Consider the following 12,868-nt stretch of genomic DNA (forward strand, 5'->3'; position numbering starts at 1 on the left):
CCCGTGCGGCACCGTCACCTCTCCACCCTCACGCTCGCCCTGGGCGTCGCGGTTCTGCTGGACGTGCTGCGGGTATGGCTCCCGTCGGTCATCACCCTGTTCGGCCGGGCCGCCGAGACGCCCGCCGAGTTGCTGGGCGCATTCGCGCTCGGCTGGTTCGTGCTCGCACTGGGCGCGCCCACCCTGGTACGCCGGCTCGGCGCCCGCCCGGTCGGCCTCGCCGCGGCCGGCGTGCTCGCCGCCGTCCGGCTGGCGCTGACCGCCGGACCGGGCGGGGCGGCCCAGCTCTGGCTCGCGTGTGCCGGGTTGCTCGCCGGCCTGCTCTGGCTCGCCGCCACCGCGGCGCTTGTGGACCGGCCCGTTCCCGGGTTGGCGCTCGGCCTGGCCGGGCAGGCCACCGGGCACGCCCTGCTCGGCACCGAGGACCTGGTATGGCGTGGCGGGGCGAGCGGCTGGACCCTGAGCTGCCTGCTGGTGCTGTCGTTCCTGGCCGCCACCGCGCTGGGGTCGTGGCAACGGCCCGGGAGACCGGCGTCGTCCGGGTCCGACCCGGCGCCGCCGCCGTCGACGTCGACGGGCGGGCGTCGGGCGTGGCTGATGTGCGGTCCGGCGCTGCTGCTGGCCAACCAGATCGCGCTCGCCCCGGCGGTCTGGGCCGCCGCCTCGGGCACCGGCTCGGCCGGCTTTCCCGGCCTGTCGCACGCGCCCGGGGGCGCCTCACCGCTCGGCGCGTTCGCGGTCGCGCTGTTCCTGCTGACCGCCCTGTACCGGCCGCCGGCCCGGCTGGCCCGGGTGCTCTGGCCGGTAGCGGTGTTCGCCGGGGCGGTGCTGTTCGCGGCCGGGCGGCTCGTGCCGGCGTACCTGCTCACCGCCGCCGGAATCGGCGGCTGCCTGGCGCTCGCCGACACGGCCGGGACCGGCGACCACGGTACCGCCGCGCGGGCGGCGCAGCGGCGCGGTCGCGCGGCCGTCGTCGGGATGGTGGTCTTCGCGGTGGCGACGGTGGCCTACTACGCCGCCTACGACCTGGGGTACCCCAACGGGTGGGTGCCGATCGTCACGGCCGTCCTCGTCGTTCTGGTGGCGTTGGCCGGGTCGTCCTGGTCGCCGGTGGCGCTGCCCGGGCCGGCCCGACGATGGAGCACGTTCGCGCTGGTGCTGCTGACCGCGCTCGGGCCGCTGTTCCATCGCGCGCCGCCGCCCGCACCGCGACCGGCGGGCCCACCGGCCGTGATCCGGGTGGCCGCGTACAACATCCGGATGGGTTTCGGCCTGGACGGCCGGCTGGACCTCGACGCGGTGGCCCGGGTGCTGCGCGGGGCGGACGTGGTGCTGCTCAGTGAGGTCGACCGGGGCTGGTGGCTCAACGGTGGCCACGACACGCTGGCTCTGCTGGCCGCGCGGCTGCGGATGCCGTACGTCTTCGCGCCCGCCGCCGACCCGCTCTGGGGTGACGCGGTGCTCAGCCGCTTCCCGGCGCGCTCCGCCCGGAGCCGGACGCTGGCCGCGCACGGCGCGCCGACCGGCGCGCAGGCCCTCGGCGTCACGCTCGAACTAGGCGGTCGCGAGCTGGCCGTGGTCGCCACCCACCTGCAACCGCCGCCCGGTCGGGACCCGGTGCAGCAGGCCCGGGAGGTGGCCGTGTTCGCCCGGGGGTACGCGGCCGGCCGGCCACTTGTGCTCGGCGGCGACCTGAACACCGAGCCGGACGATCCGGCGTTCGCCGAGTTCACCCGCGCCGGCCTGGCGGACGCGCTGGCCGCGGCCCGGCCGCTGTGGACCAGCCCGGCGGACGAGCCGCGCGCCCAGATCGACCACGTCTTCGTCTCGCCCGGCCTGAGCGCCGCCGAGGCACGCGCCCCGCGCACCGAGGCCAGCGACCACCTCCCGGTCCGGGTCACGGTGGCGCTGCCCGGCCCACCTGTGCGTTAGGCGGGGGCCCCGCTTAACAGGCGGGGTTAAGCGGGGGCCCCGCCTATACCGAATGCGTTAAGCGGGGCCCCCGCCTTACAAGCGGTCGGGGGTGAGGAGGCGGTCGCCGGTGAAGGCCAGGAGCCAGCCGCCGCCCTTGGCGGTGGTGAAGTCGTCGGCGCGGCCGGTGAGCCGTTCCAGCGCGCCCGGAATCACCTTGCCCTGGCTGCACACCGCCACCGGCTCGGCGGCGTCGGCCAACGCGGCCAGCCGCGCCGCGGCGGCAAGCGCGCACTCCGCGGCCTGCTGGCCGGGCTTCGGCTCGTCCAGGTCGCCGCAGACCTCGATCGGCAGGTCCAGCCGGGCCGCCGCCGGATCCAGCGTCTGCACGCACCGGCGGGCCGACGCGGAGAGCAGGCGCGCCGGGCGGACCAGGGCCACCAACGGGACCAGCGCGCGGGCCTGCGCCCAGCCCTCGGCGTCAAGCGGCCGGCCGTCGTCCGGACCGGACCAGGTGCCCCGCCTGCCGGCGTGCGCGTGCCGGACCAGCAGCACCGTCGCGGTGACCGGCGGCAGCGCCGCGAACGCGCCGATCACCTCGGCGTCGTGCGGGTAGCTGACCCGGCGGGCCGCGCCGTCGACCGGGAACCAGGCCACCTCGTCCACCTCGGTGCCGGGCTGGAAGCCGCCGCTGCCGACGGCCCGCATCGACCACCAGTCGACCGCCTTGGCGCGGCCCTCGCTGCGGTAGCGGACCGTGGGCAGCCGCACCTGCGGCACCGCCCGGACGTCGGTCTCCTCGGCCACCTCCCGGACGGCGGCCACGAGCGGGTGCTCGCCGGCGTCCAACTTGCCCTTGGGCAGTGACCAGTCGCCGTACCGGGGACGGTGCACCAGGCAGATCTCGACGCCGGCGGGACCCGGACGCCACACGACCCCGCCCGCCGCCCGGATCCGCACCGGCTCGTCATCGCTCATCGGATCACCGTATGCCGCCCGACCCGCTCAGTCCGCCCGCCCGGCGACCCGGCGCAACAGCAGGTCCTGGAGGTGGGTCAGCGGCTCGTCGCCGTCGCCGGTACGTCGGCTCCAGGTGCCGTCGGCGGCCAGCTCGAACGCGTCCACGTCGGCGTCGAACGCGGCGGTGAGCACATGGTCCAGCTCGGCCCGGGCCACCGGGTCGCTCACCTGCACCAGCGCCTCCACCCGGCGGTCCAGGTTGCGGTGCATCAGGTCGGCCGAGCCCATCCAGAACTCCGCGTCGCCGCTGTTGCCGAACCGGAAGATGCGCGAGTGTTCCAGGAACCGCCCGAGGATGGAGCGGACCCGGATGTTCTCCGACAGGCCGGGCACGCCCGGGCGCAGCGTGCACATGCCCCGGATCAGCAGGTCCACGTGCACCCCGGCCCGGGACGCCCGGTAGAGCGCGTCGGTGATCTCCTCGTCGACGAGCGCGTTCACCTTGAACTGCACCAGGCCCGGCATGCCCAGCCGGACGTGCTCGATCTCCCGGTCGATCCGTTCGATCAGGCCGCTGCGGATGCCCTGCGGCGCGACGAGCAGCCGCCGGAAGGCGGTCTGCCGGCTGTAGCCGGTGAGCACGTTGAACAGGTCGGTCAGGTCGGCCCCGATCTCCGGGTCGGCGGTGAGCATGCCGAAGTCCTCGTAGAGCCGGGCCGTCTTCGGGTGGTAGTTGCCGGTGCCGATGTGGCAGTAGCGCCGGATCTGGTTGCCCTCCTGCCGCACCACCAGCGCGGTCTTGCAGTGCGTCTTCAGGCCCACCAGGCCGTAGACCACGTGGCAGCCGGCCCGCTCCAGCGTGCGCGCCCACCCGATGTTCGCCACCTCGTCGAAGCGCGCCTTCACCTCGACGAGCACCACCACCTGCTTGCCGGCGGCGGCGGCGTCGACGAGCGCGTCCACGATCGGGGAGTCGCCGCTGGTGCGGTAGAGCGTCTGCTTGATGGCGAGCACGTTCGGGTCGGCCGCGGCCTGCTCGACGAAGCGCTGCACGCTCGTCGCGAAGGAGTGGTAGGGGTGGTGCACGAGCACGTCGCCGTCGCGCAGGGTGGCGAAGACGCTGCGCGGCACCTCGCCCTCGGCCAGGCGGGGGTGGGTGGCCGGCACGAACGGCCGGTCCTTCAGGTCGGGGCGGTCGGCCTCGCCGTACACCTGCCAGAGCGCGGAGAGGTCGAGCAGGCCGCGGACCCGCAGCACGTCGTGGTCGTCCACGTCCAGCTCGCGGACGAGCAGCTCCAGCATGTGGTCGGAGATGGAGGCGGCCACCTCCAGCCGCACCGGCGGGCCGAACCGGCGCCGGGCCAGCTCCCGCTCCAACGCCTGGAGCAGGTCCTCGTCGCGGTCCTCGTCGACCTCCACCTCGGCGTTGCGGGTGACCCGGAAGAGGTGGCACTCGACCACCTGCATGCCGGAGAAGAGCTGGCCGAGGTGGACCGAGATGAGGTCCTCCACGGGCAGGAACCGGACGCCGGGCCGGTCCCGGGCGACCCGGACGAACCGGGGCACGTTGTTCGGCACCTTGACCCGGGCGAACAGTTCCGAGCCGCCGTCCGGGTCGCGCACCGACACGGCCAGGTTCAGCGACCGGCCGGAGATGTAGGGGAAGGGGTGCGCCGGGTCGACCGCGAGCGGGGTGAGCACCGGGAAGATGTGCTCCCGGAACCAGGTGCGCAGCCGCTCCCGCTCGGCGTCGTCCAGGTCGCTCCAGCGCAGGATCCGCACGTCTTCCTCGGCGAGCCGGGGGAGCACGTCGTCGACGAAGCAGGCGGCGTGCCGGGTGACCAGGTCGGCCGCCTTCTCGGTGATCAGTTCGAGCTGGGCGCGCAGCGGCAGCCGGTCGCCGCCGCGTACCGGCAGGCCGGCGGAGAGCCGTCGTTTCAGCCCGGCCACCCGGACCATGTAGAACTCATCCAGGTTGCCGGCGAAGATCGCCAGGAACTTCGCGCGTTCCAGCAGCGGCGTCCGGGGGTCCTCGGCGAGCGCCAGCACCCGCGCGTTGAAGTCGAGCCAGGACAGCTCCCGGTTGAGGAAGCGGTCCTCCGGCAGTGGCTCCGCGGGCGGTGGCCCGGCGTCCGGGTCGGTGCCGGCGACCGGGCCGGGCCCCTCGACCGGGTCGAGGGGTTCGTCCAGCCCGCTGGCGCCGGCGGCGTCCGGGTCGGCGTCGAGGCGTTCCTCGGGCGGGCGGGTGGGGCGGAACCGTCCGTCCGGGCCGCGGGTCGGGCGGCCGTTGCGGGGCGCGTCGGGGTCGAGGAGGGGCGGCGGTGGATCGGCGGGCTCGCGAGGGGTGCTCACCTCTTCATGATTGCCCGACGAGGGTGAACAGAAAATGAACTCCGGCCAGGTTGGTCAGGCCATCGTCGGCAAGGTCACCCGGATGATCTCGCCGGCGGCGTCCCGCTCCACCCGCACGCGCTGCCCGAGGCGCAGCAGGCGCAGCCCGGAGGCGTCGAAGGCGCGGGCCGGGAAGGCCAGCTCGGTCCCGTCGTCGAGCAGCAGCACCCCGCTGCGGGTCGACGCGTCGAAGGTGGCCACCGTCCCCTGCATGCCAGCACCGTACCGGACCGGGACGCCCCGCCCGGCCAGCAGCGCGCCGGTGCGCGGACCCACCCCGAGCCCGACGGCGGTGGCCAGGTCGGCCGCGGTGTCCACGTCCCGGCGCAGGCTGGGCCAGTCGCCGGCCAGCGGCAGCGCCCCGCTCGCCGCGTGCGCGCCGGCCGACCCGGGCCCGAACCGGGGCGCCAGCGGCACCCCGGCCGGCGCGGCCAGCAGCACGGTGCCGCCGCCCGGGGCGTCGGCCACGAACCCGCGTACCCCCTCGGTCGCGCGCAGCGCCGCGGCCAGGTCGGCCGGGCGCAGCGCGGGCAGGTCCGCGGTGACGCCGGCCACCGCGGCGCGCGGCCCGGCCACCTCCGCGCCGTGCCGGAAGGCCGCGTTGAGCCCGGCGGCCGGATCGGCCGCGACCCGGGCGCCCGCCGCGGTCACCGCCGCGGTCACCCGCGGGTCGTCGGTGACCACGAGCACCCGACCGACCGCCGGACACGCGAGGGCCGCGCCGACCGTGTCGGCCGCCAGGGCCAGCGCCAGCTCCTCATGGGGTACGCCGGGCAGCGCGCCCCGCAGGCGACTCTTCGCCACCCCGAGGCGCTTCACCGGCATCACCACGGTCCAGCTCGACTCAGGCACGGTGACCATCCTGCCAGCGCGGGCGGTGGCACCCGCACTGGCCGGACCGGGGGCGAGCAGGCATGATTCTCTCCCGGGGCGCGTGGGGCGGAACGAGGAGGCACTGTGGCACCGCGGAGGCTGGGATTCTGGCAACGGTTCGCCGTGGTGCTGGTGAAGCCGGTGTTGACCGTCTGGACCCGGCGCACCTGGCGGGGCATGGAGCACCTGCGGCACGACGGCGGCATCATCATCGTGCCCAACCACATCTCGCACGCCGACCCGCTTGTTGCCGCGCACTTCATCCACGACGCCGGGCGCTGGCCGCGGTTCCTCGGCAAGGCAAGCGTGTTCCGGGTGCCGGTGGTCGGTTGGATCCTGCACCGGTGCGAGCAGATCCCGGTCGAGCGGGGCAGCGTCGAGGCGGTCAAGTCGCTCGACAAGCTGATCGCCGCGCTTGACGAGGGTGGCGCCGTGGTGATCTACCCGGAGGGGACCACCACCCGGGAGCCGGGCCTGTGGCCGATGCGGGGCAAGACCGGCGCGGCCCGGCTGGCGCTTGCCACCGGCGCCCCGGTGATCCCGGTCGCCATGGTCGGCCCGGAGCGGATGTTCGACCCCCGCACGGCCCGGGTCGGGCTGCGCCCGCGTACCCCGGTGACTGTGGTCGCCGGGCCACCTGTCGACCTGGACCGGTGGGCGGGCGCCACGCCGACCCGGGCGATCCTGGAGGAGATGACGGACACCATCATGCTGCGGATCCGGGACCTGGTCGCGGAGATCCGCGGCGGCACGCCACCGCCGCTCTGGCAGCGGCCGGCCCGCACCGGCACGCCGGAGGTCTCCGAATGAGCGGGCACGTCGCGGTGCTGGGCGCGGGCTCCTGGGGGACCGCGTTCGCCAAGATCCTCGCCGATGCCGGGCGGGACGTGACAGTGCTGGCCCGCCGCGGCGCGGTGGCGGAGGCGATCCGGACCGGGCGGCAGAACCCGGAGTACCTGCCGGGCGTGCGCCTGCCCGAGCGGGTCACCGCCACCGGCGACGCCGCCGAGGCGATCGAGGGGGCCGAGGTGGTGGTGCTCTCGGTGCCCTCGCAGACACTGCGCGGCAACCTTGCCGAGTGGACCCCCCACCTGGCTCCCGACGCCACGCTCGTGTCCCTGATGAAGGGCATCGAGCTGGGCACCACCAAGCGGATGAGCCAGGTGATCATGGAGACGGCCGGGGTGCCGGCCGACCGGGTGGTGGTCGTCTCCGGGCCGAACCTGGCCCCGGAGATCGCCGCTGAGCAGCCGGCCGCGACAGTCGTCGCCGGCACCGACACCCGGCGTACGGCGCTGGTCCAGGCATCCATCCGGACGCCCTACTTCCGCCCGTACACCAATGACGACGTGATCGGCTGCGAGCTGGGCGGGGCGGTGAAGAACGTGATCGCGTTGTCGTACGGCATCGCCACCGCGATGGGCTTCGGCGACAACACCCGGGCCATGCTGATGACCCGCGGCCTGGCCGAGACCGCCCGCCTGGGCGTGGCGCTCGGCGCCGACCCGATCACCTTCGCCGGGCTGGCCGGCATGGGCGACCTGGTCGCCTCCTGCTCCTCGCCGCTGGCGCGCAACCGCACCTTCGGCGAGCACCTGGGCCGGGGGGAGACGCTTGAGCAGGCCCAGGCGGCCACCCGGCAGACCGCCGAGGGCGTGAAGAGCTGCCTGGCCATCCGGGACCTGGCCCGGGCGCACGGGGTGGAGATGCCGATCACCGAGCAGATCGAGCGGATCTGTCACGAGGGGATGGATCCGCGCCTGGCCGTGGACACGCTGATGAGCCGCACCGCCAAGCCGGAGTCGTACGAGTGAGCGCCGACTGGGGGGACGGCACCCGCAGCGTGCACGCCGGGCTGCCCGAGCCCGCGCCCGGCCAGCCGTTCCTGCCCGGCCCGGTCTTCGCCGCGCCCTACCACCTCGACCCGTGGCGCGGGCCGGCGGCGGCCCCCGACGGGTACGGGCGGCCGGACAACCCGACCCGCCGGCTCCTGGAGGCGGCGATCGGCGAGCTGGAAGGCGGTGACTGCCGGGTCTTCGCCAGCGGCCAGGCGGCCATCACCGGGCTGCTGCTGACCGTGCTGCGTCCCGGTGACACCGTGCTGCTCCCCGCCGACGGCTACTTCCCGGTGCGGGCGTTCGCCACCGACACGTTGGAGCGCGTCGGGGTACGCGTCGGCCTCGTGCCGACCGCCGGGCCGTACCCGTCGTTCGACGGCGTGCGGCTGGTGTTGCTGGAGACGCCGGCGAACCCCGGGCTCGACGTCGCCGACGTGCCGGCGCTGGCCACGGCGGCGCACGCCGCGGGCGCCCTGCTGGCGGTCGACAACACCACCGCGACACCGCTCGGGCAGCGTCCGCTGGACCTCGGCGCGGACGTGGTGGTCGCGTCCGGCACCAAGGCGCTCACCGGCCACTCCGACCTGCTGCTCGGCTACGTGGCGACGCGCGAGGTCACGCTGCGTGACGCGGTGACCGCCTGGCGGACCACCACCGGCGGGGTGCCCGGCGCGTTCGACTGCTGGCTGGCCCACCGCTCGCTTGCCACAGTCGACCTGCGGCTGGCCCGGCAGAGCGCCAACGCCGAGGCGCTCGCCGAGCTGCTGGCCGGCCGGCCGGACGTCACCGGCCTGCGTTGGCCCGGGCGGCCGGCGGACCCGGCGTACCCGGTGGCGTCGGCGCAGATGCGGCGGATGCCCGGCGTGCTCTCCTTCGATCTGGGCGACGCCGACCGGGTCGCCCGCTTCGTCGACGCGTCCCGCCTGGTGGCCGCCGCCACCTCCTTCGGCGGGCTGCACACCACTGCCGACCGGCGGGCCCAGTGGGGCGACGACACCGCCCCTGGTTTCGTCCGGCTCTCCTGCGGCATCGAGGACAGCGCCGACCTGGTCGCCGACGTGGCCGCGGCGCTCGACGCCGCCACGGGCTGACGGCGGGCCGCGCGCTCCGCTATCGTGACGGGCAGCCACGGCCCGTGCGGCCCCGACCCGAGGAGGTGAGTCCGATCCACAAGCAGAGGACCGGCGCTCCCTCCGAGTCCGTGTCGCCTCGGGGCTGAGGCGACGCCGGGGGCGCCGACGAGCGTTCCCCGAAAGGCTTGCCATGGCATCCACCGTGTTCACTCCCGACCGTCCCGCCCTCGTCCGCCGGCTGCGCGCCGCCGGTTGCGTCTTCGCCGAGGACGAGGCGGACCTGCTGATCGCCGCCGCCGACTCGGCGCGGGCGCTTACCTTCCTCGTCGACCGCCGCGTCGCCGGCCTGCCGTTGGAGCACCTGCTCGGCTGGGCCGAGTTCTGCGGGCGGCGGGTAGTCGTCCATCCCGGCGTCTTCGTCCCGCGCGGGCGTACCGCGCTGCTCGTCGAGGCCGCGGCGGCGGTCGCCGGGCCGGAGCCGGCGGTGCTCGACCTGTGCTGCGGCTCCGGCGCCGCCGCGCTTGTGCTGCACGACCGGCTGACGCCCCGCTGGCTGGGCGCCGCCGACATCGACCCGGTGGCGGTGGCCTGCGCCAGGCGCAACCTCGACCCGCTGGGCGTGCCGGTCTACCAGGGCGACCTGTTCGACGCGGTGCCGGACGACAGGCGCGGCCGGCTGGACCTGGTGGTGGCGAACGCCCCGTACGTGCCGAGCGGCGCGGTGGCGACGCTGCCGGCCGAGGCGCGGCTGCACGAGGCCCCGGTGGCGCTCGACGGCGGCGCGGACGGGCTGGCGGTGCTGCGTCGGGTGGCCGCCGGCGCGGCCGAGTGGCTGGCCCCGGGCGGGCACCTCGCGGTCGAGGTGAGCGTCGAGCAGGCGCCGACGCTCTGCGCGGTGCTCAGCGCCGCCGGGCTCGATCCGACAGTGGTGCGCGACGAGGAGCGGGAGGCCACCGCCGTGACCGCGCGCCGTCCCGGCTGATCTCCGCGTGGCGGGTGGACCCGCCGGGAACTAACCTCAGGTCAGGCTCGGCGGGGAGGTGGCGGCGGTGGGCAGCGCAGGGGTGCCGGTGGTGGTGGGGCTGGACAACGGCGGCACGAGCAACAACGCCACCGTGCTGACGGTCGACGGCCGGTTCCTGGTGGACGGGCTGCTGGAGATCCCGAGCGAGGTCGGCGCCGGCCCGGAGGCGGCGATCGAGGCCCTCGCGCGGGCGTTCGACGGCGTGCTCGCACACACCGGGGTGCCCCGGGAACTGGTGCACGCGGTCGGCCTGGACACGCCCGGCCCGGCGAGCGCCACCGGGGTGATCTCCTCGCGCGGGTCGACGAACTTCGCCCAGCCGGCCTGGCGGGGCTACGACGTGCGTGGCGCGTTGGAGCGGCGGCTCGGCCTGCCTGTGGTGTACGCCAACGACGGCAACGCCGCCGCCCTCTACGCCCACCACGTGCACTTCGGCGCGGACGCGAGAGCCCGCTCGTCGGTGTCCGCGATCGTCGGCACCGGCCTGGGCGGGGGCGTGGTGGAAAGCGGCCGGGTGGTCGGCGGCGCGGCCGGCATGGCGGGCGAGTTCGGGCACGTGCACATCCCGCTGGACGGGCTGCTCGAACCGGGGCAGCCGGTGCCGGTCTGTGCCTGTGGCTTCGCCGGTGACGCGGAGAGCGTCGCCTCGCTCACCGCTATCAAGCGCAACCTGTTGCCATACTGGCTGGCCCGGTATCCCGATCACCCGCTGGCCGCGGAGGAGCCCGGCCGGGCCGCGAAGCTGCTGCGCGACCACGGCGAACAGGGCGACCCGCTGGCCCGCCAGGTGTTCGGCCAGCAGGCCCGGGCGCTGGGGCGGCTGTTCACCATCGCGGCCAACTTCACCGACCCGCACGCGTACTTCGTCGGTGGGGGCGTGGTGGAGGCGGCGCCGGAGTTCCGCGACTGGTTCCTGGCCGCCGTCGCCGAGCACACCGTGCTCCGCGACGAGCAGCGTGCGCTCGCGACCTTCGCCCTGGTCCCCGACCGCGACATGGCCGGCGCCCGTGGCGTAGCCATCGCCGCCCTCGACCGGATGAAAGGCGGGGCCCCCGCTTAACGCCTCCGGTAGAGGCGGGGGCCCCGCTTAACAGTCGCCGGGCGGCGCGGTCAGGCGCGTGGGGGCGCGGCGGTGAAGGCGGTCCAGGCGGCCGGTGGGAACACCAGCACCGGGCCGGCCGGGTCCTTGGAGTCGCGAACCGCGACCGACTCGGGCAGCGGCGCCATCTCCACGCAGGCGCCCTCGTCGCCGCTGTGGCTGCTCTTGCGCCAGCCGGTCGGCGTCGGGTGGGGGCGGTTCGAGTCGTTCATGCGGTCACCTCTCGTTCAGCAGACGGCGGAGCTGGTCCCGACTGGCCGCCGGGCTCAGCGCCACGGTCCGCAGGTGCTCCATGATCTTGGTGCAGGTACGCAGGTCGCCCGCCCGGTCGAGGATCATCTGCCCGGCGACGGTCTCCACCGAGGCGATGATCGGGTCCTCGGGGTCGGCGAACTCCAGGATGTGCAGCGATCCCCGGGTGCCCCGGTGGTAGCCGGCGGACAGTGGGATCACCTGCACGGTGATGTTCGGCAGTTCGGTCATCTTCAGCAGGTGGTGGAGCTGGTCGGCCATCACCTGCTGGCCGCCGACCGGGCGTAGCAGCGCGCCCTCGTCGATGATGGCGTCGAGGATCGGCGGGTCCTCGCCGGAGATCCGCTGCTGGCGGTCCAGCCGAAGCTGGACGCGTTGTTCCACCTGCTCGTCGCTGAGCGTGTGGGGGCCGCCGCGCATCACCCCGCGGATGTAGTCGGCGGTCTGCAACAGCCCCGGCACCACCGACGGCTCGAAGTTCGCGATGCCGGTGGCCTCGGCCTCCAGCGCGATGAAGTCGATGGTGCGCCGGTCCAGCAGGTACGAGTAGGAGACCCACCAGCCGGGCCGGCGGGCGTCCTTGGCCAGTTGCACGGCCGCGGCGACCTCGTCGGGTTCCACGCCGTAGCAGGTGAGCAACGCGCGCACGGTGGCCGGGCTGATCAGTGTCTGGGCGTTCTCGTAGCGGGACAGCGTGCTGCGGGTGCTGTTGATCTCGTCGGCTGCGGTTTCCAGGGTGAGGCCGGCGGTCTCACGGTGGGTTCGCAGGAGGATGCCGAGCCGTCGGGCTCGGGCGGTCTTCGGCGCCATGCATCGATGGTCGCACATCCCGTGGGAAAGTGGGCATGAGAGAAAGCCGATGAGAGTTGCATTCACGGCTGTCCACCTGTCAATCTGTGACAGCGTCCTCACCGCCGGTTGTCGTGGCGACGGTGGTGGTGAGCGACCGGAGGGGATGGGGCGCGCGACGATCGGGTTTTACTCCCCCACGACCCGATCGTCGCGTGCCCGTACCGGTCCAACAGACGGGGAGGGATTCGCGATGACGGTGACGGACCGCCGCCCGGGGAACGGAGGTGGCCGGACATGACGCCGACCCGTTTCCTCGTGGTTCTCACCGACGTGCGTCCGACAAACGGTCACGTGCGCGACGAACGCACCAGCCCGGAGCGCCGCCGGCAGGTCGTGGGCGCGAGCAGCCGGGAGGCGGCCAACCGGATCGCCGGCGCGTTCACGGCGCTGGGCATGGTGCGGGCCGGGCGGCAACGGGTCAAGGTCATCGCGGTCGGTCGCCGGCCCCGGTACCCGACCACATGAACCACACCGGGCCCGACCCCGGGATACGCGGCGACGGGGTCGGGGAGAGCCGGGGGGGGGGGGGGGGGGGGGGCGGCCCCCCCCCCCCCCCCCCCCGCGCCGCGGCCGGCCGCGCGGGAGCCGGCCGGCT

General features: G+C 75.1%; 11 protein-coding genes and 1 pseudogene. 7 read left to right on the top strand and 5 right to left on the bottom strand.

Annotated features, from left to right (window positions below):
• The first annotated feature begins 3 nt into the window (after nucleotides 1–3).
• The gene (locus tag SM450_RS03705) at nucleotides 4–1,932 is read left to right on the top strand and encodes an endonuclease/exonuclease/phosphatase family protein (protein ID WP_474618205.1); all 1,929 of its coding nucleotides are present in this window, start codon (nucleotides 4–6) and stop codon (nucleotides 1,930–1,932) included.
• Between the two features lie 75 nt (nucleotides 1,933–2,007).
• On the opposite strand, the gene SM450_RS03710 is transcribed toward SM450_RS03705, so the two are convergent.
• The 3 genes and pseudogenes from SM450_RS03710 to cofC all read right to left on the bottom strand — a co-directional run.
• Nucleotides 2,008–2,889 (bottom strand): NUDIX hydrolase, encoded by an 882-nt coding sequence (locus tag SM450_RS03710; RefSeq protein WP_474618206.1) that lies wholly within the window; start codon nucleotides 2,887–2,889, stop codon nucleotides 2,008–2,010.
• 27 nt (nucleotides 2,890–2,916) lie between these two features.
• Entirely contained in the window at nucleotides 2,917–5,223 is a 2,307-nt protein-coding gene (locus SM450_RS03715; protein WP_474618207.1) for an RNA degradosome polyphosphate kinase, read from the bottom strand.
• A 270-nt stretch (nucleotides 5,224–5,493) separates the two neighbouring features.
• Nucleotides 5,494–6,123 (bottom strand): annotated as a pseudogene (gene cofC, locus SM450_RS03720) (2-phospho-L-lactate guanylyltransferase); the annotation flags it as partial.
• Between the two features lie 96 nt (nucleotides 6,124–6,219).
• Between cofC and SM450_RS03725 the strand changes: the two are divergent.
• The 5 genes from SM450_RS03725 (at nucleotide 6,220) to SM450_RS03745 (ending at nucleotide 11,130) form a co-directional block, all read left to right on the top strand.
• Nucleotides 6,220–6,945, top strand: coding sequence for a lysophospholipid acyltransferase family protein (locus tag SM450_RS03725; protein WP_474618208.1), 726 nt, complete (start codon nucleotides 6,220–6,222; stop codon nucleotides 6,943–6,945).
• Complete coding sequence (locus tag SM450_RS03730; protein ID WP_474618209.1) at nucleotides 6,942–7,949, top strand: NAD(P)H-dependent glycerol-3-phosphate dehydrogenase; 1,008 nt, start codon at nucleotides 6,942–6,944, stop codon at nucleotides 7,947–7,949. The genes SM450_RS03725 and SM450_RS03730 overlap by 4 nt, the downstream gene beginning before the upstream one ends.
• Nucleotides 7,946–9,064: a cystathionine gamma-lyase gene (locus SM450_RS03735; RefSeq protein ID WP_474618210.1), complete on the top strand. Its 1,119-nt coding sequence runs from the start codon at nucleotides 7,946–7,948 to the stop codon at nucleotides 9,062–9,064. Before SM450_RS03730 ends, SM450_RS03735 begins: the two co-directional genes overlap by 4 nt.
• A gap of 172 nt (nucleotides 9,065–9,236) precedes the next feature.
• The gene (locus SM450_RS03740) at nucleotides 9,237–10,028 is read left to right on the top strand and encodes a putative protein N(5)-glutamine methyltransferase (protein WP_474618211.1); all 792 of its coding nucleotides are present in this window, start codon (nucleotides 9,237–9,239) and stop codon (nucleotides 10,026–10,028) included.
• Between the two features lie 67 nt (nucleotides 10,029–10,095).
• The gene (locus SM450_RS03745; RefSeq protein WP_474618212.1) at nucleotides 10,096–11,130 is read left to right on the top strand and encodes an ROK family protein; all 1,035 of its coding nucleotides are present in this window, start codon (nucleotides 10,096–10,098) and stop codon (nucleotides 11,128–11,130) included.
• Between the two features lie 50 nt (nucleotides 11,131–11,180).
• Here SM450_RS03745 and SM450_RS03750 read toward each other — a convergent pair whose 3' ends face one another.
• Nucleotides 11,181–11,381: a DUF397 domain-containing protein gene (locus tag SM450_RS03750; RefSeq protein WP_474618213.1), complete on the bottom strand. Its 201-nt coding sequence runs from the start codon at nucleotides 11,379–11,381 to the stop codon at nucleotides 11,181–11,183.
• A 4-nt stretch (nucleotides 11,382–11,385) separates the two neighbouring features.
• On the bottom strand, nucleotides 11,386–12,231 hold the full coding sequence (locus SM450_RS03755; protein WP_474618214.1) for a helix-turn-helix domain-containing protein: 846 nt from the start codon (nucleotides 12,229–12,231) through the stop codon (nucleotides 11,386–11,388).
• A gap of 276 nt (nucleotides 12,232–12,507) precedes the next feature.
• Here SM450_RS03755 and SM450_RS03760 point away from each other — a divergent pair, with 276 nt between their 5' ends.
• Nucleotides 12,508–12,738 carry a hypothetical protein gene (locus SM450_RS03760; RefSeq protein WP_474618215.1) on the top strand — a complete coding sequence of 77 codons (231 nt, stop codon included), beginning with the start codon at nucleotides 12,508–12,510 and terminating at the stop codon, nucleotides 12,736–12,738.
• The last annotated feature ends 130 nt before the right edge of the window (nucleotides 12,739–12,868 follow it).

The sequence above is a fragment of the Micromonospora marincola genome (genome assembly GCF_056150385.1).